The following is a 20,372-nucleotide window of genomic DNA, read 5'->3' as shown; positions in this document are numbered from 1 at the left end:
TTGTTCAAGTTAACCAGCCTCAACCTCAACGGCATCCGCTCCGCCACCTCCAAGGGCGTCGAGGCCTGGATCGCCGCGACCCGGCCGGATTGTATTTGCGTGCAGGAGATCAAGGCCCAGTCGGCCGACATGCAGAACCGCTTCGAGCAGCTGGCAGGCCTCAAAGGGCACTTCCACTTCGCGACGAAGAAGGGCTACTCGGGCGTGGGCATCTATTCGCGCCACGAACCCAGCGACGTGCGCATCGGCTACGGCTCCACCGAATTCGACGCCGAGGGCCGCTACGTCGAGGCCCGCTTCGACACCCCGGCCCGCAAGCTGTCGATCATCAGCGCGTACTTTCCGAGCGGCTCGTCAGGCCCGGAGCGGCAACTGGCCAAGTTTCGCTTCCTGGCGGAATTCCACCCGCACCTGATGCAGCTGAAGGCCGAGCGGGAATTCATCCTCTGCGGCGACATCAACATCGCGCACCAGCAGATCGATCTGAAGAACTGGCGCAGCAACCAGAAGAACAGTGGCTTCCTGCCCGAAGAGCGCGACTGGATGACAAAGTTGTTGCACATCACTGAGCCGACCGGGGGCCTGATCGACGTTTATCGCCAACTGCACCCCGACACCACCGAGGCGGCCTACACCTGGTGGAGCAACCGAGGCCAGGCGTATCTGAACAATGTGGGGTGGCGGCTGGACCACCACCTGGCCTCGCCCGCCATCGCCCGCACCGCGTGCGGCGCCGCCATCTACAAGGACGTGAAGTTCAGCGACCACGCGCCGCTGACGATCGACTACGACTTCCAGATCTGACGCGGCGCCAGTGCGCCAGGCGTCACGGGGCTGCCGCCTCGGCGCCCACGGCGCGCAGGCTGCGCAGCAGGTGCTGCGCCGTGCGCGCCCGGTCGGCGGAGAGCGGATCGGCGTGGAACAGCCACATGTCGTAGAGCGGCAGCGTCTCGCGCAGTGCCAGCCGCACGATCTGCGATTGCAGCGGGCCGCTCACCAGCACCGGGTGTGGCACGACGGCCAGCAGGTCGGTGTGGGCGACGAGGTGCAGCATGCTGGGGTAGTCGGGGCAACTCACCGTGACGCGGGGCGGCTCCATGCCCCGCACAGAGAAAGCCTCGGTCAGCACGTCCACCGGACCGCGGACGCCGGGGCCGACGATGGCCCAGCGCGCCGGCTGCAAGTCGGCCAGGGCCTGCGCCGCGGCGAGCGGGTGGCCGCGCCGGGCGCACACGGTGGACTGCAGGCGGTAGAGCGGCTCGCAGGCCAGATCGGTCTCGGGGTAGCCGCGCGGACGGGGCGCGATGGCGAAGTCGATCGCGCCAGCGGCCAGGCTGGCGAGCAGCTGGCCCTCGTCGGCGCTGTGCAGCTGCAGGCTGCGCTGCGGGTCGTCGCCGCACCAGTGGTCGTGCACCGCCAGTCCGCAGACCAGGGCCGCCGAGGGCGTGAGCCCGATGCGCAGCACCCTGTCGTCCACCCCGAGAGGCGGGGTCGCCGTCAAGGCACCGATCCGGCCCGACAGCGCCTCGGACTCGTGGGCGATCTGCAGTGCGAACTCGGTCGTTACCAGCCTGCGGCCCATCCGCAGGTGAACCTCCGGTGCGGGCCCACGTGCTGGCGGAATCCGCCCGTTAGCTATAGTTTTGATAGCTTTAAGCGCTTATAGGACGGACGCCGAATGGAATTTTGATGGCTGAACAGGGATGCCCCCGCGTCGTTGTTCGCATCCACGCCTCCGCGACGGGCCTCGCGGCGCCGGCAGCGGGGTATTCCTACAGCGCGCCGCTCGCGCCGCGTCGCAGGCTGTGATCGAGACGCGCAGCGCCCGGCGGCCGCACGGGCCCTTTGCCCGCTTGGGCCGGGCGCGCGTTCACATCCGTTTCGTCCACGCACTCGACCCGGAGGCCATCCCCATGACGCCACGCCAGCCCTGGCCCTTCCCCACCAAGGACCACCACCCCGACCCGCAAGCCCCACGCGCCGCTCCGGCGCCGGCGGCGCCCCCGCCCGATGGCGGCGCGAACGTGCAGGTCCGGCACGTCAGCGAAGACACGCTCGACGACGCCGTGAGCGACACCTTTCCCGCGAGCGACCCGGTGGCGGTGGTCGCGACCAAGGTGGTGCCCGCCGACGCCGCGCCGGCGCCCGCCCCGGGCGGCGCATCGCCCCGCGACCGCGAGACCTGAACGGACCCGCCGGGCCGCGTGGCATCTCGCGGCCAGGCGGTACCGTCCTACATCGGGCGGAAAGCAGCATTTCTAGGCTGGACCTTCACTGTGTGTTCTACCCTCCAACCCAAGGATTCCGCATGACCGTCAAGACCCTGAAAGACCTGTTCATCCACGACCTCTCGGACGTCTATAGCGCCGAGAAGCAGCTGTCCCGGGCGCTGCCCAAGATGGCCCGCGCCGCGCAGAACGCCGAGCTGGCGGCCGCGTTCGAAACCCATCTGGAAGAGACCCGCGGCCAGATCGAGCGCATCGACCGCATCGTCGAGCTGTGCGACATCCGGCTCAAGCGCATCAAGTGCTCGGCCATGGAAGGCCTGGTGGAAGAGGCGCAGGACGCGATCTCGGAAGGCGAGAAGAGCGCCGTGCGCGACGCGGCGCTGATAGGCTGCGCGCAGAAGGTCGAGCACTATGAGATCGCCAGCTACGGCACGCTCGCCACCTTCGCCAAGCATCTGGGCTTCGCCGAGGCGGCGAAGCTCCTGAAGGAAACGCTGGAAGAGGAAAAGGCCACCGACAAGAAGCTGTCGGCGTTCGCCGAGTCGGCCATCAACCTGGAGGCCGAAGCGGCCGCCTGATCGCCCTCGGCCGCGAGGCCCACGCGGAACAAAGTAAGCCCACAGCCGGCAGGTGCAGCACCTGCCGGCTGCTTTCTTTGGGGCGGGCTCGCCCGGCCGCGATGCCGTGGCCGGCCCGTGTCAGCCCGCGTGCCGGCGCGGCGTTTCTTCACGCACCAGCTCGGTCCCCGGCATCCACGACCAGGTGGCCGACACGTTGCGCGAGGGCGAGCCGCCGGCGTTCACCGCGTCGCGGTAGGCCAGCGACGAGGCGCCCTCTTCGGCCTGCGGCACGAACACGGTGCCGTCCTTGCGCAGGGTGCTTTCTTCCTGCGCCACGCGGCGCACGAAGTCGCGCTGGCTGCGGAACTCGATGACGCGCGGCAGCCGGCCGTCGCCCAGCACCTCGGCCGGGTCGCGCCGCTCGATGTCCTGGAAGAGCTGCATGGCGACCTGCAGGTGGCCGAGCTCATAGTCGAGAAAGCGCTCCCACAGCGCGCGGATGCGGGGTTGGTTTCCTGCGCGGCGCAGCCCGCGTAGTTCCACACCTCCGAGGCTTCGCTCACCAGCAGCTTTTCCAGGAGGGTCTCGTGCGGGTTGAGCATGGAACCGTAATGCGTGATGTGCTGCGACTCCACCGACGCGATCTCCGCATAGAGCTGGCGCGCCAGCGGGTCGGCGAACAGCGGGCCGATGTTCATGTAGTAGTCGTGCGTCTGGTATTCGCCGCCGGTCAGCGTGAGCGCATGCAGCTTGGTGGCCAGTTCCGCATCGGCGCCGTAGGGCTCCAGCAGGTCGTGCTCGGGCGCGCGGTGGTGCAGCCAGGTGGGCCGCGCCGGCACGATGTCGGTGTAGCCCTGGGTGATGTTGTTCGGATCCTTGCCCTCCAGCCGGTCGAGCATGGCGCTGTAGCGGTAGAGGTGGTCGAAGTCCTCCAGCAGCGCGTAGCGGTAGCCCTGGGCGAGGTAGGGGTCGGGCTCCATCTGCGCCACGGCGGCGGTGACCTCGATGGCGGTCTGCTCGTAGCCGATGGTGGTCTCCAGCGGCGAATGGTCGGCGCCGATCAGCCAGTTGATGGTGGTGGCCTGGTGCTGCTCCACGCGCATGAGCTGGGCCAGCGCCACGCGGGCGTCGGCGTTCATGCGCAGCGCCATCTGCTTGGTGCGCAGCGAATCGAGCTCCTGCCCGTTCATCAGGATGGCGCGCACGCGCGGGTGAAGGCGTCGTCGTCGAGCTTGCTGATGGGCTTGCCCACCATGTCCTTCCACGAAAGCGTCTGGCGGCCAAGCGGCGTGCCTTTGTCCTGCAGCAGATTGATGGTCATGGATGTTCCTCGAAGTGGATGGGGGTGAAGGTGCGAACGGGAGCGGCCGGCGCGCGGCGGTTCAGATGGCCGGCGTGGCGATCTGCGCGGTGGCGAGGGCCGCCGTCCAGCGGGTGATGGTGTTGACGTGCTGCGCCTCCTCGGCCAGCGCCAGGCCGAACTGCTCGGCCAGATCGGTGTGGCCCGACTGCACGGCCAGCTGCACCAGCAGGTTCCAGCCGGCGGTGTCGGTCAGCTCGGCCGTCAGCACCGCGTTCAGCGACTGCGCCAGCGTGGTGCGGGGGTCGGTCACCACCTGGATCAGCCCCATCGAGGCGACGCCCACCACGTCGGCGCACGGCGTCTGCGCCGTGGGGTCGCCGCCCAGCGTGCGCATGGCTTCGGACAGCATCAGGAAATGCTGGTGCTCCTGCGCCCGGATGCGCAGCAGCGCCGCACGCGGGCTGTCGGCCCGCACGCCGCCTTCCAGCATCGGCAGCTCGGGCACGCCAGTGGTGCTGGCCAGCACGTCGAACTTCAGCAGCAGGGCGTCGTAGAGGCGCGTGCCGCCGCGCTCGAAGGCGATGCGCTCGCCGATCTTGTCGAACAGCATCTCGGGGCGCTGGCCCAGCATCTTGTACATGCCGGCTTTCATCATGCCCTTGAGCGTGGGCGGCGGCGGCACGGAGCCGAGGGCGTCCGACGCGGCGATGTAGCTGCCGCGGTCTTGGTCGGCCAGGCTGACGTCGGGCGCCTTGAGCGGCGACCAGCGCTCGGCGATGTAGAGCATGGCGGTGACGCCTTCCGGGGCGGTGGCCGCGCCGGTGCGGTTGCTGCCTTGGGTGGTGGGTTCCATGGGGTTTCCTTGCGTGGTGAATGGGCGGGAGTCATTCATGCTCAGGAAGCCCCTGGCGCGAGGCTTGTAGGACCAGCGCGCTCATCTCGCCGGTGCCGCGTGGTGCGGCGGGTGCCACGTGCGGCATGCACGGCACGGTGCTGCGCCGTGCCGCGGGAACGCTGCGGAATCAGCCCCCGCCGATGCCCACGGTCACGCGGCCCTGCCCCGCGCACTCGGGGCACGGGGCGCCGTCGCCGCGCCGGCCGGTGCCGCCACAGGCGCGGCACGGCGTCTCGCCCGTACCGGGCGTGCCGGGCGGGGCCTCGTCGCCAGGCGCCTGCGCGGCGCGGCCGGGCGCCGGCGGCGGCACGTGCGTGGGCGCGTCGAGCGAGGCGCCGGGGTCTTCCTCTCCCGCCACGGAGCGGGCGAGCGACAGGGCGTCACCGGCGCCCCGCACCGGTGTGGTGGCGGGTTCGGCAGCGGGCGGGGAGGATGGGGAAGCGGGAGAAGTCATGGCGGGCTCCGGTCGGTGGGAAAAGGGCGCGGCGTGCGCGTTCACTGCGGGGCGGCGGTGGCGGGCGTGCTGCCCGCCGGGGCGCCGACCGATTCGCGGCCGGCCGGCGTGGGCGTGTCGGCGCGTTGCGGCGCGGCACCGCCGGCCGCGTCGGTGCCGCCGGCCGGAGGGCCGCCGCTCTGCTGCGCACCCTGGGTGAAAGGCGTGTCGCCGCCCGTGCCGCCCGGCGGCTGCAGACGGTTCTTGGGCGCCATCAGGTTGAACGCCACCACGGCCACCAGCGCGGCCAGGGCGATGACGATCGCCATGCGAAAGACGCGCCGGCTGTCGCGGTTGCCGTCCGGGCGGGCGGTGCGCGGCGGGGGGCCGGAGGGAGTGGCGGCCGGCGCCTTGCCGGGGCCCGGGGTGTGGGGTGCGTTCATGCGAGGCCTCTTGCGGTAGTGCAGACAGGCCTTCAACTTACGCAGGGGCGTGGCGGGCCCGTGTCGGACAAGCTGCCTAAGGAAGCGCTGCACGAATCACCGCGCCGCGCCTGAACGGCCCCGGGCGCGTCAGAAGTGGTGGACCACGCCCGCGGTGATGCCCGTCGCCTTGTCCTTGTTGGCGCTGCCCTGGTAGCTGCCGGACCAGTGGGTGCGGTCCACCTCCAGATACAGCCGGCTGCGCTGCGAGAGCTTGTATTCGGCGAACAGCATCGCCCGGTTGTAGGCGTCGTCCCGGCGGGCGGTGCGCTGGCGTTCGACCCGGTAGAAGGCGGCCGTCAGGTCCACCGCCGAGGTGGCCGCCCAGGTGGCGCCCGCCGAGTGCAAGCGCTGCACCGCGCGGGCGGTGGCCGAGGTGTCCGCGTCGCTGCGTGCCGTGTTCAGGGCCAGCCGCACGGCGCCCCACTGGTAGGCCGCGCCCAGCGTGGCGGCGTCCAGCTCCAGGTCGGCCGCGCTCTTGAAGCGCTGGTAGGCGCCGGACACCGTCCAGCCCGCTGCGGCGACGGCGGCGCCCAGGCCCGCCGACGACTGGCGCGAGCCGCCGCCCGCGTTCTCGCCGAAGCTGTACATGGCCCGCGCGGTGACCGGGCCGAACCGGCCGGTGTACTTGAGCGCGTTGTCGAGGCGGTACGAGCCGGTGTTGGCGCCGGCGGTGCCGTATTCCACGCCCAGGCCATGGCTGCTCAGGGCTGCCGTGGCGATGTTCGGGTTGAACGCGGCGAAACGCATGCCCACCGCGTCCACCGGGCTGATGGCGTCGGCCAGCAGGTTGGTCTGGCGGCCGGCCGTGACCTGGCCCCAGCGGCCGCCCAGGCCCACGGTGGCGGCGCGGTCGAAGAACTTGGTGGCGTTGGCGGTGGTGCCCGTGTCCAGGTTCAGGCCCGTTTCCAGGTTGAACAGCGCGAAGAGCCCGTCGCCCAGATCCTCGCGGCCGCGAAAGCCCAGGCGGCTGGTGCTGTTCACGCCGCTCGCCACGCCGTTGGTGGAGCCGTCGCTGGCCGCGTTGGCGGCCGTCAGCCCCGAGGTGTGGCGCACGCCGGCGTCGGCGATGCCGTAGATCGTCAGGCTGCTGGGCTGCGCGAGCGCCAGGGCGGGCGCGGCGGCCAGGGCCAGGGCGCAGGTGAAGTGCGTGCGGTGCATCGATGTCTCCATGTCGTTGTGTGCGTGGCGCGCAGGGCTGCGCCGCGCCGGGTGACGGCGCGGCGGTCGTGCTGCAGCCAAGGGGGTCGGGGGCCAGGAGGCCAGGGGAAGGGCGACGGCGGGACCGGGCCTGCGCGAAGCCGCAGCAGCCCGGCCGCGTGCGCGGAGCCTCAGCGCGCCGTGGTGGCGGCGGGCTCCATGCCGGTGCTGCGCACGATGGCGGCGGCCGCCGGTGCGGCCAGGAAGCGGATCAGGTGGCGGGCCGCCTCGGCCTGCGGCGCGCCCGTGGCGACGCCTGCCGAGAAGAACACGCGCTGCTGCACTTCGTCGGGCAGGGCGCCGACGTATTGCAGCTCCTTGAAGGGCAGCAGTTCGCTGACCTGCTGGAAGCCGATCTCCGCATCGCCCCGCAGCACCACGGCGCCCACGCGCTCGCTGTAGATCTTGGTGGCCTTGTCCTTGATCTGGTCGGCCACGCCCAGGCGCTGGAACAGCTCGGTGGACAGGTAGGTGCCGCTGGCGCTGGCCGAATAGGCGATGGACTTGGCGTTGAGCAGCGTCTGCTTGAGCGCCTCCACCGTGGTGATGTCCGGGATGGGCGTTCCCTTGCGCACGCTCATGCCGATCATGGAGCGCGCCAGATCGACGCGGCTGCCGGGCTGCACCTTGCCCTGCTCGATGAGCTTGTCGAGCGCCGAATCGGCCAGGATGACGATGTCGAACTGCTCGCCCCGCGCCATGCGGCTGGGAATGGAGTCCGGCGCATTGCCGATGGAGGCGCCGCGTTCCGTGGTCACCTTGTGGCCGGTGGCCTGCTCGTAGAGCGGAATGAGCTGGTCGTAGGCGGCCGAGAAGCCGCCGGACGTGACGACGCGGATTTCGGCCGCCTGCACCGTGGCGGGCGCTGCGGCGCCCAGGGCAGCGCCCAGGCTGACGGCGACGCCCATGAGCGCGCCGAGCGCGCGGCGGCGCAGCGCGGCGAAGGGAGCGGAAGTGGCGAAGGGCAGCGAAGCGGTGGCTTGCGGGATGGTGGGCATGGACTTGTCTCCTGGATGTTGTTATGTCGTCGTGTGGCGCGGCCCGGGGTGGTTTTCAGTCCGCCGTGATCTTGCGCTCGGTGATGATGCGGCCCCACTTCTCGTACTCGGAGGCCATGAACTTGGCCAGCTCGTCGCGGGTGCCGGGTGCGGCCGTCTGGCCGTGCTTGAGCAGGTTGTCGCGCACTTCGGGGGTGTTCAGCACCTTCACGAGCTCGGCGTTCCAGCGGTCCAGCAGCGGCTTGGGCGTCTTGGAGGACGCGACGAACGCATACCAGTTGGTGGCGTTGAAGCCGGGGTAGGTCTCGGCCACGGTGGGCACGTTGGGCAGGTAGGCCGGGCGCGTCAGCCCGGTGGTGGCCAGCGGAATCAGCTTGCCCGATTCGATGTGCGGCAGCGCCGTGGGGGGCGCCGCATAGAACGACGCCACGCGGCCGCCCAGCACGTCCTGCAGGGCCGGCGCGCCGCCCTTGTAGGGCACGTGCACGGTGTCGATCTTGGCGATGTCGTTGAGCAGCTCGCCCGCCAGGTGAGACGCCGAGCCGGGGCCGGTGGAGGCGAAGTCGAGCTTGCCCGGTTCGCGCTTGGCCTTGGCCACGTAGTCGGCGAGCGTCTTGATGCCGGTGCTGGCGGGGGTGACCAGCACGTTGGGGAAGGTCACGCCCATGGTGATGGGCGCGAAGCTCTTGAGCGGGTCGTAGCCGACCTTCATGAAGTGCGGCGCGATGCTCAGCGGGCCGATGGAGCCGAACAGCAGCATGGAGCCGTCGGACGGGCCATTGGCCACCTGGGCATGGGCCACGTTGCCGCCCGCGCCGGGCTTGTTGTCCACCACCACGGTCTGGCCGATGTTCTCGCCCAGCTTCTTGGCGATGACGCGGGCAGCGATGTCGGCCGAGCCGCCGGCGGCGAAGCCGACCACCATGGTCACGGCCTTCTTGGGCGGAAAATCCTGCGCGTGGGCAGCGGAGAGCGCAAAGGGGGCGCCAGCCACGAAAGCGGCGGCGGTGAGCCAGGTACGGCGTTGCATGTTGTTGTCTCCGTATCGGCCTGCAAAGGCAGGCCTTGTGAAAGGTCGCCATCCTAGGCACCACGTAATATTATGTGAATTGCAATTTACGGGCGGTTTGTTGCATGCGACGCATCAATTTCGACATGGGCGAGCTCATGGCCTTCGTGGTCACCGCCGAAAAGGGCAGCTTCCGCCTGGCGGCGGACGCCTTGTACCTGTCCGCGCCCGCGCTGAGCCGCCGCGTGGAACGGCTGGAGACGGCCCTCGGCATCCGGCTGCTGGAGCGCACCACCCGGCACGTGGCCCTGACCGCCGTCGGCCAGGAGTTCCTGCAGGAAGCCCGCGCGGCCCTGAACGGGCTGGACGAGGCGGTACAGCGGGTCGGCGACCAGCTGAAGCTGCGACGGGGGCGCGTCACCGTGGCCTGCATTCCGTCGGTGGCCGGCAACCTGCTGCCGCAGGTGCTCAAGGCCTTCGCCACCGCCCAGCCCGAGGTGCAGGTGCACGTGCTCGACGAGAACGCCCGGCAGGTGCTGGACGCCGTGCTGCGCGGCGAAGCGGACTTCGGTGTGAGCTTCACGGGCAGCCAGGAATCCGCCCTGCGGTTCGATGCCCTGACGCGCGAACGCTACGTGCTGGCCCTGCCCCCGGGCCATGCCTGGGCCGGGCGCCGCGAGGTAGCCTGGTCGGAACTGGCGGGTGAGCGGCTGGTATCGGTGTCGCACCACAGCGGCAACCGCCTGGTGCTGGACCAGGTCATGGCCGAGCTGCCGGAGCAGCCCGTGGCCTGGTACGAATGCAACCACGTGTCCGGCGCCCTGGCGCTGGTGGAGGCGGGCCTGGGCATGGCGGCGATCCCGCAACTGGCGCTGGAGCCGTCCCACCCGCGGGTGCGGAGCGTGCCGCTCACCCAACCAGAAGTCTGGCGCACGCTGGGCCTGCTGCAGCGCCGCGACCGGGTGCTGAGCCCGATGGCCCAGGCGCTGCGGGACTGCATCGTCCAGACGCACAAGACGGCATGACGCCTCGCGCCGGCTCGCGCAGTCTTGATTGCAGGCCGGACGCAAGCCAGCGCCCGGCTGCCCGCGAGGCTTCCTACTAACGCCTACGCATCAGGCCCAGGCCGATCACCGCGACCAGCGCGGTCAGCACCAGCGTCCCCAGTGGCGACACGCCCGCTCCTTCAGGGCTCGGCGCCCGCCGGCCGCCGCCGTGGCGGGAATTTCCAGGGGCCGGGCCGGCCAGCTCCTGGTGGTCCCAGGGGCGCAACTGCTGCAGCGGCGTGCGCTTGTAGGCGGAACCCGGCACGGGCTCTTCGCTCGGTGCGCCTGTCGCGGGGAGGTGGGGCGAGGACTGTGCAGCTTCTGGTGTGGAATTCATGGGCTCACCATCGGAAATAAGGCGTATGAGGCGCCCGTGCACGGCCCACCGGCGTAGGAAGAAAGGCCAAGGCCGTGTCGAAAGCGAGGGCCGGTTTGGCGCTGGCCCGCTCGCCGTATCGCCTGGTCATTGCGGATGGCTGTCCAGCCAGCAGGGCCAGAGCCGCCGCGGCCCGTCAGCTCAGACGCTTCGGCTCGCCGGGTTGGGGGCCGGCACCACCCTCCCAGAGGCGCTCCAGTTCAGCCGCCGTCTGCGGCCTTCCGAACAGATAGCCCTGCAGCTCGTTGACCTCCAGCGCTTGCAGAAGCTCGGCCTGCATCGGTGTCTCCACTCCTTCCGCCACCACGCGCTTGTCCAGCGCCTTGGCCAGCGCCACGATGGCGGTGGCGATGGCCAGCGCAGGCCGGTCCGCACCGAAAGCGAAGACGAAGCTCTTGTCGATCTTGAGCGTGTCGAACGGCAGACGGTTCAGGTAGCGCATGGCGGAGTAGCCCACGCCGAAGTCGTCCAACGCGATCGCCACGCCCTGCGCGCGCAGGGCGGAGAGCCGCGCCACGGCGGCGTCCACGTCCTGGATGAGCGCACCCTCAGTGATCTCGAGCTCCAACTCGCCGGCTTCGACGCCGAACTCGTCCAGCAACCCCTGCAGCGCGGCGGGAAAGCCGGGGTCGGCCAGTTGCACCGGCGAGAGGTTGACCGACAGATGGCGCACGGGTATCCGGGCGTCGGCGCGCCACCGGGCCAGCTGCTGCAATGCCTGCCGCAGCACCCACAAGCCCAGCTCCAGGATGAACCCCGATTCCTCGGCCATGGCGATGAAGACATCGGGCGACACCATGTCCTTGTCGGGGTGCCGCCAGCGCAGCAATGCCTCGACCGACGCCACCCGGCGGTCCCGCGCGCCGACGCGCGGCTGGAAAACCACGAACATCTGCTGCGCGGCCAGGGCCTGGTGAAGGTCGTGGCGCAACGCCAGCCGCTCGGCCTGGTCGGCTGCCAGCGCGGGCTGGAATTCCACCAGCAGGTTGCGGCCCGCGGCCTTCGCGGTGTACATGGCCAGATCGGCATGGCCGAGCAGTCCATCCCACGTAGCGCCGTGGGCGGGAAACAGCGCCATGCCCAGGCTGGCGCCCAGGTCCAGCGAGTGCGGCGACAGGTTGAAAGGCTGGCGCATGGCCTGCCGCACCGCGTCGATATCCGTCCTGAAAAGGCCCTGTCCGTCCGCCGTGAGCACCACCACGAACTCGTCACCGGCCGGCCTGGCCACGGCCAGTGCGCGGTCGCCCAAGGTGCTGCGCAGCCGGCTCGCCACCTCGCGCAGCACGCCATCCCCCACCGCATGCCCGAACGCGTCGTTGACTTCCTTGAAGCCGTCCAGGTCCATGTACACCACGGCGAAGGGCGTCGGATGCGGCGTGGCAAGGTCCGCGCAGGCCTGGATCCGCTGCTCGATCGCTTCCTGCAATCCCAGCCGGTTGAGAAGGCCCGTCAGGCTGTCGCGGATGGCGCGCTCGCGCAACTGCTGTTCGTGCTGCTCGGCGTGCAGGGCGACGGCCAGCCGCTGGCGGAACGCGCCCAGCTCGCGGTCGGCGCGGCTGCCGGGCGGCGGCGGCTGCGTCAGGTGCAGCCATACGCCCTGGCTGGCCGTGCGTGCCACCGGCAGGTGGTGCGCGGAAGGCAGTGCGCCGACGGGGTCGGAGGAGCCTGCGTGGGGGCTGCCATGCCGCAGTGCCGTACCGCCCGGCTCGAGCGTCAGCAGCAGGGCGCCCGCCGCGCCGGACGAGCGCAGCACCACCCCCGCCGCCTCATCGGCGCCCCGCTCGCGCAGATGCAGCAGCATGAGCCGCACCACCTCGGCGAAGGGCTTTTGCTCGATGATGGCCTGGTCCATCTGCGCGAGCACCCGGAAGAGCGCCAGATCGCGCCCCACCTCGGCGGCCATGACATTGAAGGAGTCGGCCAGGTCGGTGAACTCACTGCGTTCGCCGCGGATCCGGACCTGGCCGGTGAAGTCGCCCCGCAGCACGGCGCGGGTGCCCGAGGTGAGCGCGTCGAGCGGCTGGGTCAGCCTGCGCAGCACCACCGAGCTGCTGATCAACGCCAGGAAGAAGGCGATGGCCGCGACATTGCCGATCAGCGCCGCCAAACCGATCGGGAAATAGCGCCGCAGGTCCGGCTGCACGGTGGTGACGACCGTCCAGGCCGGCGAGTCGAAATAGGGGGCGAAGAAGATCTCGCGCTGTGTTCGTACCCCCTGCTCCGCCACGGCCGGCGGCTCCACCCCCTGGCAGAACGGCAGGCGCAGCTGCGGCCCGGAAAAGCAGATGCGGTGGGTGCCCGATTGGGCGTTCTCCCAGAGGTGCTCTGCGGTGAACCGCCCCCGCACCACCACGTCTGCCGCTGTTACCACCATCTCCACCGTGGGCGGGGTCTGCGGCTCGGCAGCGCCGGTGATGTGCAGTGCGGTCCGGGGTGGTGGCGACGGCTCCGGCAGCGCCATCCTGGGCTCACGCTGCACGCTGGCGAACAGGTCCTGAAGCCCCGATTCCGGCGCCACGGCCTCGTGGCCCTGCTGCTCGAACAGCGCGATCCGTGTCAACAGCCGCTCTGCGGCCCGCAATCGATCGATGACCTGGATACCCGTTGTCTTGGCCAGCTCGCTGCCCAGTTGCGCGGCTGACTGCTGCAGGGCGTATTCCGTGAGCTGGTAGGCCAGCAGCGAGACGGTCACCACCGGCAGGGCCACCAGCACGAAGAAGGTGGCAAGCAGCTGCCGGCCCACGCGGCTTTGCAGGATGGCATGGGCCGCAGTCAGGCGCATGTGTCAGTAATCCGCGGCCACGCCGATGAAGCCGCCGTTGTTGGCGCGGATGATATCGTCACGGCTGGCTTTCGCGGTCAGTGGCGTTTGGCTCTGGCCATCCGGGCCCATGCTGTACAGGTCATAGTCGCTGTTCAGGGGATGAAGCGATTTGTCCTTGCGCTTCTCGCCGACCTTGGCACCTTCCATGGACAGATACCGGTAGGGAGCTCCCCACGGGTCCAGGCGCGTGTCGGGCAGGTCGGCCAGGGTGTCGGGAAACGCATTCTTGAAGTAGAGGTACCGCTCCAGCTTGAAACTGATCTCGAGGATGTCCCGCTTGGCAATGGCGATCTTGCCCCGCTCGACATACGCGTGGTAGCTGGGCAGCGCCACCGCCATCAGCAAGCCGACCAGGGTGACCGCGATCATCAGCTCCAGCAGGGTCACGCCCAGGGCATGCAGAGCGCGGCGATGGCGGATCATGATCCGTTGCATGCGCGAGCTTCAGGCCTTTGGCAAGGCTTGGGGTGGATGGGACATGGCAAAGCGTTCCGGCCCGCGACGGCTAACAATTGGTTGCATTAGCGATCATAGGCTTCGCAACGTCTGAAACATGGGTGTCCGCGTGTCAGGAAAAGCCTCTTTCCAAACCAGAGGAACTGCTTCTGCCGCTTCGGAACGAGGCAGAAACGCACACTGAAGACCAATCGAGCGTGAAACGACAGGGCGCGAAGGTCTTTTGATAGGTCGCGCCAGAGTGGGCGGCGTCAGCGGCGACATGTTCCTACCTGTTCAACCACTTGTTGCTTGAAGGGTAGAACTCCACTGCGCCGGTTTGGCGCTGCGGGACTACAGCGCGCCCACCGAAACACCCGGCAAATCAGTGGTCTCGTTCCAACGTTTCGGAGAATCCCATGGCTGAGATGACCTTGCAAACCCTGTCCGATGCAATGCGCCGCATCGATTTCGGAATGCTCTCGACCCGCACCGAAGGCGGAGAGATCGCGAGCCGCCCCATGAGCAACAACGGCGAAGTCGAATACCAGGGCGACAGCTACTTCTTCACCTTCGAGGATGCGCGCACGGTGGGCGATATCGAACGCGATGCGAAGGTCGGCCTGACCTTCTCCAGCACGGCGGATCGGTCGAGCGGCCCTGGGCTGTTCATCGCCATCGAAGGGCATGCGGAGTTGATCCGGGACAAGGCGCAGTTCGCCGAACACTGGACGAAGGATCTGGACCACTGGTTCCCACAGGGGGTGGACACGCCCGGGGTCGTGATGATCAAGGTGCACGCGAATCGCATGCACTACTGGAAGGGCGCGGACGAAGGCGAAATTCCGCTCTGACGCCGCCGGCCATCGGCCCCACCTGCCTGATCAGAACAGCAGCGGGGCGTTGACCGGCACGGCCGGCGCCTCGCCCTCGGCGGGGCCTGCGTCATAGACGCCGGGTGGCGCCAGCCGCAGTAGCGACTGGGCGTCTCGCAGCGTTCCGGAAAGCCACTGGTCGTAGTCCTCCGGGGCGAGGGCGATCACGCTGCGCTTGTCCTGGTGCTCTGCCGCCCGCTTCGGATTGTGTCTGTGCATGCGCCGCATCAGCGGGTCGGCGTCCGCGTTGAGGGTCAGCATGGTGTAGCTCTCGCGCACCTCCCCGCTGGCGGGGTCGGTCCAGGTGTTCCACAGGCCTGCCAGGCCCCAGAGCTGGCCATCCGCTCGGCGAAAGCGCCACCACACGTTCCTGCCTGTTTCCCAGTTCGGCTCGTCGAACGTCTCGGCCGCGATGATGCAGCGCTGTCCACGCGCCCATGGATCCTTGTAGCTCGCTTTTTGCGCCAGCTCCTCGCTGCGTGCGTTGTGGGTCGGGTACTTTGGTCGCGGGTCCTTCGCGAACCAGGGGATCAATCCCCACTGCCCCACCACCAGTTCCCGCGAAAAGCCCGCATCACCCTTTGCGCGGCGCACGAAGGGCCCGTTGCCATGGGGGTAGAGCACATCGTCCCACCAGCGGCCATTGCCCCGGCTGTTGCTGATCTCCCAGCCCTGCTCGATGGCCCTTGCGTCAGCCGGTGGCTTGTAGGTGTTACACATGCGCGCTCCTCCAACAAAAAAGGGCGAGCGTGCGGCCCATTCGCATCGCATACCGTAGGAGGTTGTCGGCAGGCGCGGCCGGGGCATCCACCCGTCGACGCGCACGGCCCGCGCCGCGCCCACCCTCTACGGCCTGTTGGATCGGGCGTTGACGTCCGGCCCCTTGGTTTGCGCGCCTCGGGTGGCCGCTTCGTGCGCGTGCTGGCTGCCCGTGGGATCGGCGATCTGCACGACGTGGCCCCTCTGCCAGGCATCCGCCCCCGGGTCGATGGCGGGAGTGGCCAGGTCTTCGCGTCCCTTGCGCTTGTCGGCGCTGTCGATGCCGAAGCGCTGGTCGCGCGCCGCGACCATGGCCGGGTCGGTCTGCCCGTCGGCGGTGAAGCCCATCATCAACTGGGGGAGGCCGAGCGGCAGCGGCTTGTCGACATCGGTGTGCCAGGTGTGCCAGGTCTTGCCGTAGGTGCCGATCAGCTTCTTCATCAGCTCCTTCTCGGCCACTTCTGGAATTCCGGGTGCGAAGAGCTGGCCGGATCGGACCTCGTGTACGTGGCTGTGCCAGAGCGCCTTCTCTTCGGGAGGCAGCGCCGCGAAGAGCTTCGCGCTCACGATGTATTCGATGCCCATGATCTTGGCGTCCTTCTGGTTGCCGTCGAAGATCACGCACTGGGTCACGTCTTCGTTGAGGATGGAACAGTAGTGATGGGCCTCCATCTGCACCCCAGGCCGGCCGTTGTAGAAGTGAAAGCCGTTGAGGTAGGTGTTGATGGCCTCGACGGGGGGCTTGTTCTGAAGCACCATCGCGCCGGCCTCGAGGACCTTGGTCTTCGCAGTCTCCGGCGCACCGGGGGCGGCAACGTTCGACGCGGTGTCTCTGTCTCCGCAACCGGCGAGCGCTGCGGCGGCCAGCAGCAGCGTGGCCGCAAGGGGCGTGAATGTCATGGTGGGTCTCCGATGTGCATCGGGCCAACTTATGGCGGCGCTGCCGCGAAGGATGTAGGACCCGGCGGATGGCGACCTCCATCATCAGCGCCCAACCGCCACCTGCGACCGGAGATCAGTAATGTGCCGCCGAGGACTCCGGCGCTTCCCACTGCGCTCTGAGCAACGGGGCAGGAGTTGCACCAGCACAAAGGCCCCGCAGCCGTGGACTGCGGGGCCTTTGCGGTTCATCCCTGGAACTCAAGGGCGAGGATGACGGGCGATCCCTCCGATGCGCCGGATCGCCAGTGCGCCCACCAAAAGGGACAGGACGATCAGCGCCCACTGCGACAGGGTGGGAACGGGCGTCGCGGGAGGCGTGCCCGCCGGTTTGGTGGCGGTGGAACAGTTGTTCGCGCTCACCGGGTCTGCCGGCATGTCGACGCATGCGGTATTGCTCAGCGTGGCTTCACCTGTGTAGGGGGAATCCACCTTCACTCGCAACGTGAAGGCCGTCGTCGCGCCTGCGGCAAGACTCGGGACGACGCAAGTCAGCTGGCGGGTGGCCGAAGCGTACGAGCAGCCTGCGGCCGAGACGAATGACAGCCCTGCTGGCAGCGTATCCGTGACCTGCGCGCCGTTGGCTGCAACGACGTCACGTCCACTTCCCACCGCCTGGTTGTTCGTCACCGTCAGCGTGTAGTCGAACTCGGTGCCCGGCAGCGCTTGACCTGTCGCCACGGTCTTGGCGATGCCGAGATCGATCTCACCACCTGGCGCAGGCGCAGCGCGACTCGTCGTCGTGTCTTCGTTCACTTCGTTGTTGGTCAGCTGGACTTCGACTTCATCCACCGAGACCACTGCTTTGTTGCCCTGCGTGCCCGAGTAATCCCCTGCGGCGATGATGCTCTCCGCGCGCATCCGATAGGTCAGTACGACCTCGTTGGCCACGCCGACCGCCAAAGTGGGGAACGTGCAGCGCAGCGTGCCGGTCATCGCGCCGATGGCGGGCTCGCTGCATGCTGGCGTGACAGTGGTGCCGGCCACTGACGCCGTCAGCTGGCCCTGATAGCTGAAGCGGGCCGTGTTCCCTGCGATCGGGAAGGTATCGACCAACACCAGGTTGGTGCCGTATGACGGGCCCGCATTGCGGATGTTGATGCGGTACGTGGTGTCACCGCCCAGAGGGACCGGATCCACGGTGTCGGTCTTTTGAACCAGGATATCGACCAGCGAGTCCGTGACGGTCGCATCCACGCTCGCGGAGTTGTTCGTGGTGTCGGTCTCGGTATCGTTCGCGCCGACGGTGACGTTGACCACGTTGGTGATCGTGGTGTTCAACGCCGCTGCCAGCGGGCGCACCGTGAACGTCACCGTGCGGTTGCTGTTGCCGGCCACGTTCGTCCAGCGGCACGACAGCGTTCCGCCAGCACCCACCGCGGGGACGGAGGAGCACGTCCCGCCGTTGGACGGCGTGCCCACGCTGATGAACGCGGTATTGGCCGGCATCACGTCGGTGATCACCAGTTCGTTGGCCGTGGAGGGGCCGGCATTGCGCGCCGTGACGGTGTAGACCATCGGCTGGCCCACTCGGGCGCCACTGCTCGGATTGACCGTTTTGGCCACCGTGGCATCGACGCGGGGCAGGATGCTCGTCGTCACGGAATCGCTGTTGTTGCCCCGGGTCGGATCGCCAATGTCCAGCGAGTTCACGGTCGCGGTATTGACCCGCGCCAATGGAGCCGCCGTTGCGTTGTTCGGCAGGATGGTGATGGTCACCGTCTTCGATGTATTCGCCGCCAGCGTGTTGAGGTTGCAGTCGATGCTTGCCGAGCCCGTGTCGTTCGGCGCTGTTGGAGTGCACGAGTCACCCGCTGGTGCAACGATAGACACCAAACCTGGCGATCCGGCACTGGTGAGCAGATTGCTCACCGTGTCGTATACATGCACACGCGTCGCAGAGTTGGTCGTCGAAAGGTTCTTGACCTCCAACGTGTAGGTCAGAGGTTGACCCACCACCACCGAACCCTGCGATGCGGTCTTGATGATCTGGAGATCCGCGGAGTTATTGACATCCGTGCCGGTAGTGCCTGCCGCCACGCAATTATCTCTGAGGGACCCGGCAGAGCCTGGCTCAACAGGCCCTGCGCCGGTCAAACTCACACACGCCGAATTGGTAACCGCACCGGGCACTGAGTTTGACACCGGCACGACAAGGGTCGGCGCAGCAATCCCGGAAGCCGCATTGAATGCTAGATTGGTCGTTCGCAGATTCGAGCAAGACAATGTCACTGCATTGCCATTCGTGGGATAGCCCACGGGGGTGCTGTCCGCCGTATAGGCACCCGTGCAAGTCCAACCCGTGCTGGTGACAGGGGCCCGGATCACCATGCCATCGGGCAGGTTCTCCACCACTTGAATGGTCTGGCCGGCCAACACCGGCATCGGGCCATAGTTCCGTACGACGATGGTCCAGTTGTAGGGTGCGCCCACGACGACAGGGTTGATGTCTGATGTCTTGGCGATGCCCAGGTCGGCCGAGTTGTTCACCGTCACGGTGGAGGTGTTGTTGGCGCCATTGGGATCGGTCTGATCCGCACTCACCTGGCCGGTGTTCGGGATGTCGCCCAGGCCTGCCACTTCGGTGACCAGGGTGATCGCGGGCAGCGCGGTGTAGGGCCCTCCCGCATAGGTTCCTGCGTACACGCACGTCAGGGTGTTCGCTTGCGTCAGCGCGAAGTCGCATGTCCAAGGCGGAGACGCAGTGTGCGAAACGTAGTTGAGACCGGCTGGCAGCGTATCGCGTACGGTAACCCCAGTCGGCGCACTTCCGCCTTGCTGCCGCGCCGTGAGCGTATAGGTCGCTCGGGTAGCACTGCCAGACGCGCTCAGGCTCGCGGTCTTGTCGATGCTCATGTCCGTGCCGTCGCTGAGATCCACGCGCACCGTCGCCGTGTTGTTTCCGGTGTCTCCATCAGGGAAGTCGGAGCGCACATCGAAAGTCGCATCGACGGCGCCGGTGACGTTGGCTACCGCCGGGACGGTGATGGTGGGATAGCTGGAGCCCACGGCCAGGGCGTCGTCGCGGGAGCAGGTGATCTGAGCGCCTGGTGCGCCTCCGGCAGGGGCGGTCCTGGGATAGCCGTTGGCTGGCTGGCAGGACCAGCCGGCGCCCGTCGGCACGCTCCTCACGGATGAGCCCGTGGGCACGTTGAACGTGAGGACCGGCGCCTGCCCTGGCGGGAGTGGGTCCGGCCCGGAATTGCTGACGGCCAGGCTGTAGGTGTACGGAGTGCCAGCGGCCACCGTTCCCGTACCCGCCGAACTGGAGGCCATGATTCCCAGGTCGGCGGCGGCCACCACGGTGATGTTTCGCGTCAGGGAGTTGTTCGCAGCGTTGGAATCCGGCGTGGACGCATCGATGGAAGCCGAGTTGGTCCACACCGTTGCGGAGGGCAGCCGGACGCGAAGCGTGACGGTGCGTGATCCCGGATAGGGTATGGAGCCCCATGCGCACTCGTAGGGAGGGGCCGCCGTGCACGATCCGCCGTTGCTTGCGGTCATGCTCACGAAGGTGGAGCCGGGTGGGATGCTGTCCGTCAGCACCACATTGCTCGCCGCGTTCGCGCCGTTGTTCTGGACGGTCATCGTGATGGTGGCGATGCCGCCAGCGGGCACGGGATCGGGGGCGACCACGTGCTGCGCGAGCACCAGATCGGCACTTTGGCCCATTGCAGCCGATGAAAAGCCCAGGAGCGGAAGTACGAGCCCCGCTGCCAGTGCCCAGCTGCGGGCGTTCACATGCGGATTTTTGGAAGGAACTTGCGGAGTGACTGCGTGGTCGAACTGCGCCAGGTGACGTGGAGTGTCCATCGGGGATGAGAGCCTTTAGCGTGCAACGGCGCGGAGTCTCCCATAAGGCTCTGGACATTCATGCATGCTTCATCACGGTTTCTGACCATTTCTGACGGCCACCCCTCTGACACCGGCGCCCATGGATCGGTGTGGAAAGCAGGAAATCAGTGGTACGCCCTCGCGCCGACGGGATCGGTTTGGCCGCGAGGGGAACG

At 68.4% G+C, this 20,372-nt stretch carries 18 protein-coding genes and 1 pseudogene; 5 read left to right on the top strand and 14 right to left on the bottom strand.

The features are described from left to right. Positions 1–804 carry an exodeoxyribonuclease III gene (locus ABWV53_RS16840; RefSeq protein WP_353367305.1) on the top strand — a complete coding sequence of 268 codons (804 nt, stop codon included), beginning with the start codon at positions 1–3 and terminating at the stop codon, positions 802–804. 22 nt (positions 805–826) lie between these two features. Here the strand turns inward: ABWV53_RS16840 and ABWV53_RS16835 are convergent, their stop codons facing one another. Then, a complete protein-coding gene (locus tag ABWV53_RS16835) occupies positions 827–1,582 on the bottom strand; it encodes a LysR substrate-binding domain-containing protein (RefSeq protein WP_353367304.1) in 756 nt (251 codons plus the stop codon). A 331-nt stretch (positions 1,583–1,913) separates the two neighbouring features. On the opposite strand from ABWV53_RS16835, the gene ABWV53_RS16830 reads away from it, so the two are divergent. Beyond that, positions 1,914–2,186: a hypothetical protein gene (locus ABWV53_RS16830; protein WP_353367303.1), complete on the top strand. Its 273-nt coding sequence runs from the start codon at positions 1,914–1,916 to the stop codon at positions 2,184–2,186. 122 nt (positions 2,187–2,308) lie between these two features. Further along, positions 2,309–2,806: a YciE/YciF ferroxidase family protein gene (locus ABWV53_RS16825; protein WP_353367302.1), complete on the top strand. Its 498-nt coding sequence runs from the start codon at positions 2,309–2,311 to the stop codon at positions 2,804–2,806. A gap of 120 nt (positions 2,807–2,926) precedes the next feature. Here the strand turns inward: ABWV53_RS16825 and ABWV53_RS16820 are convergent. From ABWV53_RS16820 to ABWV53_RS16790, 7 genes and pseudogenes are all read right to left on the bottom strand, one after another. Next, positions 2,927–4,109, bottom strand: a pseudogene (locus ABWV53_RS16820) (hypothetical protein). A gap of 61 nt (positions 4,110–4,170) precedes the next feature. Further along, positions 4,171–4,944 carry a ferritin-like domain-containing protein gene (locus ABWV53_RS16815; protein WP_353367301.1) on the bottom strand — a complete coding sequence of 258 codons (774 nt, stop codon included), beginning with the start codon at positions 4,942–4,944 and terminating at the stop codon, positions 4,171–4,173. A gap of 169 nt (positions 4,945–5,113) precedes the next feature. Next, positions 5,114–5,440, bottom strand: a complete 327-nt coding sequence (locus ABWV53_RS16810) for a hypothetical protein (RefSeq protein ID WP_353367300.1) — start codon at positions 5,438–5,440, stop codon at positions 5,114–5,116. A gap of 41 nt (positions 5,441–5,481) precedes the next feature. After that, complete coding sequence (locus ABWV53_RS16805) at positions 5,482–5,862, bottom strand: hypothetical protein (protein ID WP_353367299.1); 381 nt, start codon at positions 5,860–5,862, stop codon at positions 5,482–5,484. A gap of 129 nt (positions 5,863–5,991) precedes the next feature. Then, complete coding sequence (locus tag ABWV53_RS16800; protein ID WP_353367298.1) at positions 5,992–7,062, bottom strand: porin; 1,071 nt, start codon at positions 7,060–7,062, stop codon at positions 5,992–5,994. A 170-nt stretch (positions 7,063–7,232) separates the two neighbouring features. Further along, the gene (locus ABWV53_RS16795) at positions 7,233–8,009 is read right to left on the bottom strand and encodes a substrate-binding domain-containing protein (RefSeq protein WP_353367473.1); all 777 of its coding nucleotides are present in this window, start codon (positions 8,007–8,009) and stop codon (positions 7,233–7,235) included. A 145-nt stretch (positions 8,010–8,154) separates the two neighbouring features. After that, positions 8,155–9,129, bottom strand: a complete 975-nt coding sequence (locus ABWV53_RS16790) for a Bug family tripartite tricarboxylate transporter substrate binding protein (RefSeq protein WP_353367297.1) — start codon at positions 9,127–9,129, stop codon at positions 8,155–8,157. A 104-nt stretch (positions 9,130–9,233) separates the two neighbouring features. Between ABWV53_RS16790 and ABWV53_RS16785 the strand changes: the two genes are divergently transcribed. Then, on the top strand, positions 9,234–10,133 hold the full coding sequence (locus ABWV53_RS16785; protein WP_353367296.1) for a LysR family transcriptional regulator: 900 nt from the start codon (positions 9,234–9,236) through the stop codon (positions 10,131–10,133). A gap of 76 nt (positions 10,134–10,209) precedes the next feature. Here the strand turns inward: ABWV53_RS16785 and ABWV53_RS16780 are convergent, their stop codons facing one another. The 3 genes from ABWV53_RS16780 to ABWV53_RS16770 all read right to left on the bottom strand — a co-directional run bounded on the left by ABWV53_RS16780 (position 10,210) and on the right by ABWV53_RS16770 (position 13,789). Further along, positions 10,210–10,491, bottom strand: coding sequence for a hypothetical protein (locus tag ABWV53_RS16780; RefSeq protein ID WP_353367295.1), 282 nt, complete (start codon positions 10,489–10,491; stop codon positions 10,210–10,212). Between the two features lie 175 nt (positions 10,492–10,666). Next, positions 10,667–13,312 carry a putative bifunctional diguanylate cyclase/phosphodiesterase gene (locus ABWV53_RS16775; RefSeq protein WP_353367294.1) on the bottom strand — a complete coding sequence of 882 codons (2,646 nt, stop codon included), beginning with the start codon at positions 13,310–13,312 and terminating at the stop codon, positions 10,667–10,669. A gap of 3 nt (positions 13,313–13,315) precedes the next feature. Beyond that, positions 13,316–13,789, bottom strand: a complete 474-nt coding sequence (locus ABWV53_RS16770; protein ID WP_353367293.1) for a prepilin-type cleavage/methylation domain-containing protein — start codon at positions 13,787–13,789, stop codon at positions 13,316–13,318. Between the two features lie 419 nt (positions 13,790–14,208). Between ABWV53_RS16770 and ABWV53_RS16765 the strand changes: the two genes are divergently transcribed. Then, entirely contained in the window at positions 14,209–14,643 is a 435-nt protein-coding gene (locus ABWV53_RS16765; protein WP_353367292.1) for a pyridoxamine 5'-phosphate oxidase family protein, read from the top strand. Between the two features lie 30 nt (positions 14,644–14,673). On the opposite strand, the gene ABWV53_RS16760 is transcribed toward ABWV53_RS16765, so the two are convergent. The 3 genes from ABWV53_RS16760 to ABWV53_RS16750 all read right to left on the bottom strand — a co-directional run bounded on the left by ABWV53_RS16760 (position 14,674) and on the right by ABWV53_RS16750 (position 20,175). Further along, positions 14,674–15,384 (bottom strand): SOS response-associated peptidase, encoded by a 711-nt coding sequence (locus ABWV53_RS16760; RefSeq protein ID WP_353367291.1) that lies wholly within the window; start codon positions 15,382–15,384, stop codon positions 14,674–14,676. Positions 15,385–15,510: 126 nt separating this feature from the next. Further along, positions 15,511–16,323: an OBAP family protein gene (locus tag ABWV53_RS16755; RefSeq protein WP_353367290.1), complete on the bottom strand. Its 813-nt coding sequence runs from the start codon at positions 16,321–16,323 to the stop codon at positions 15,511–15,513. Positions 16,324–16,563: 240 nt separating this feature from the next. After that, positions 16,564–20,175: an IPTL-CTERM sorting domain-containing protein gene (locus tag ABWV53_RS16750; protein ID WP_353367289.1), complete on the bottom strand. Its 3,612-nt coding sequence runs from the start codon at positions 20,173–20,175 to the stop codon at positions 16,564–16,566. Positions 20,176–20,372: the final 197 nt, after the last annotated feature.

Source organism: Acidovorax sp. FG27, assembly GCF_040365715.1.
Lineage (GTDB): Bacteria > Pseudomonadota > Gammaproteobacteria > Burkholderiales > Burkholderiaceae_C > Paracidovorax.
Note: the sequence above shows the minus strand (reverse complement) of the source record. Positions and strands in the feature narration are given on the sequence as shown.

Excerpts from the sequence above, each read along its gene's own strand:
- ABWV53_RS16835 (WP_353367304.1), bottom strand. The coding sequence starts at position 1,582 with ATGGGCCGCAGGCTGGTAACGACCGAGTTCGCACTGCAGATCGCCCAC.
- ABWV53_RS16830 (WP_353367303.1), top strand. The coding sequence starts at position 1,914 with ATGACGCCACGCCAGCCCTGGCCCTTCCCCACCAAGGACCACCACCCC.
- ABWV53_RS16825 (WP_353367302.1), top strand. The coding sequence starts at position 2,309 with ATGACCGTCAAGACCCTGAAAGACCTGTTCATCCACGACCTCTCGGAC.
- ABWV53_RS16815 (WP_353367301.1), bottom strand. The coding sequence starts at position 4,944 with ATGGAACCCACCACCCAAGGCAGCAACCGCACCGGCGCGGCCACCGCC.
- ABWV53_RS16810 (WP_353367300.1), bottom strand. The coding sequence starts at position 5,440 with ATGACTTCTCCCGCTTCCCCATCCTCCCCGCCCGCTGCCGAACCCGCC.
- ABWV53_RS16805 (WP_353367299.1), bottom strand. The coding sequence starts at position 5,862 with ATGAACGCACCCCACACCCCGGGCCCCGGCAAGGCGCCGGCCGCCACT.
- ABWV53_RS16800 (WP_353367298.1), bottom strand. The coding sequence starts at position 7,062 with ATGCACCGCACGCACTTCACCTGCGCCCTGGCCCTGGCCGCCGCGCCC.
- ABWV53_RS16795 (WP_353367473.1), bottom strand. The coding sequence starts at position 8,009 with ATGGGCGTCGCCGTCAGCCTGGGCGCTGCCCTGGGCGCCGCAGCGCCC.
- ABWV53_RS16790 (WP_353367297.1), bottom strand. The coding sequence starts at position 9,129 with ATGCAACGCCGTACCTGGCTCACCGCCGCCGCTTTCGTGGCTGGCGCC.
- ABWV53_RS16785 (WP_353367296.1), top strand. The coding sequence starts at position 9,234 with ATGCGACGCATCAATTTCGACATGGGCGAGCTCATGGCCTTCGTGGTC.
- ABWV53_RS16780 (WP_353367295.1), bottom strand. The coding sequence starts at position 10,491 with ATGAATTCCACACCAGAAGCTGCACAGTCCTCGCCCCACCTCCCCGCG.
- ABWV53_RS16775 (WP_353367294.1), bottom strand. The coding sequence starts at position 13,312 with ATGCGCCTGACTGCGGCCCATGCCATCCTGCAAAGCCGCGTGGGCCGG.
- ABWV53_RS16770 (WP_353367293.1), bottom strand. The coding sequence starts at position 13,789 with ATGCAACGGATCATGATCCGCCATCGCCGCGCTCTGCATGCCCTGGGC.
- ABWV53_RS16765 (WP_353367292.1), top strand. The coding sequence starts at position 14,209 with ATGGCTGAGATGACCTTGCAAACCCTGTCCGATGCAATGCGCCGCATC.
- ABWV53_RS16760 (WP_353367291.1), bottom strand. The coding sequence starts at position 15,384 with ATGTGTAACACCTACAAGCCACCGGCTGACGCAAGGGCCATCGAGCAG.
- ABWV53_RS16755 (WP_353367290.1), bottom strand. The coding sequence starts at position 16,323 with ATGACATTCACGCCCCTTGCGGCCACGCTGCTGCTGGCCGCCGCAGCG.
- ABWV53_RS16750 (WP_353367289.1), bottom strand. The coding sequence starts at position 20,175 with ATGGACACTCCACGTCACCTGGCGCAGTTCGACCACGCAGTCACTCCG.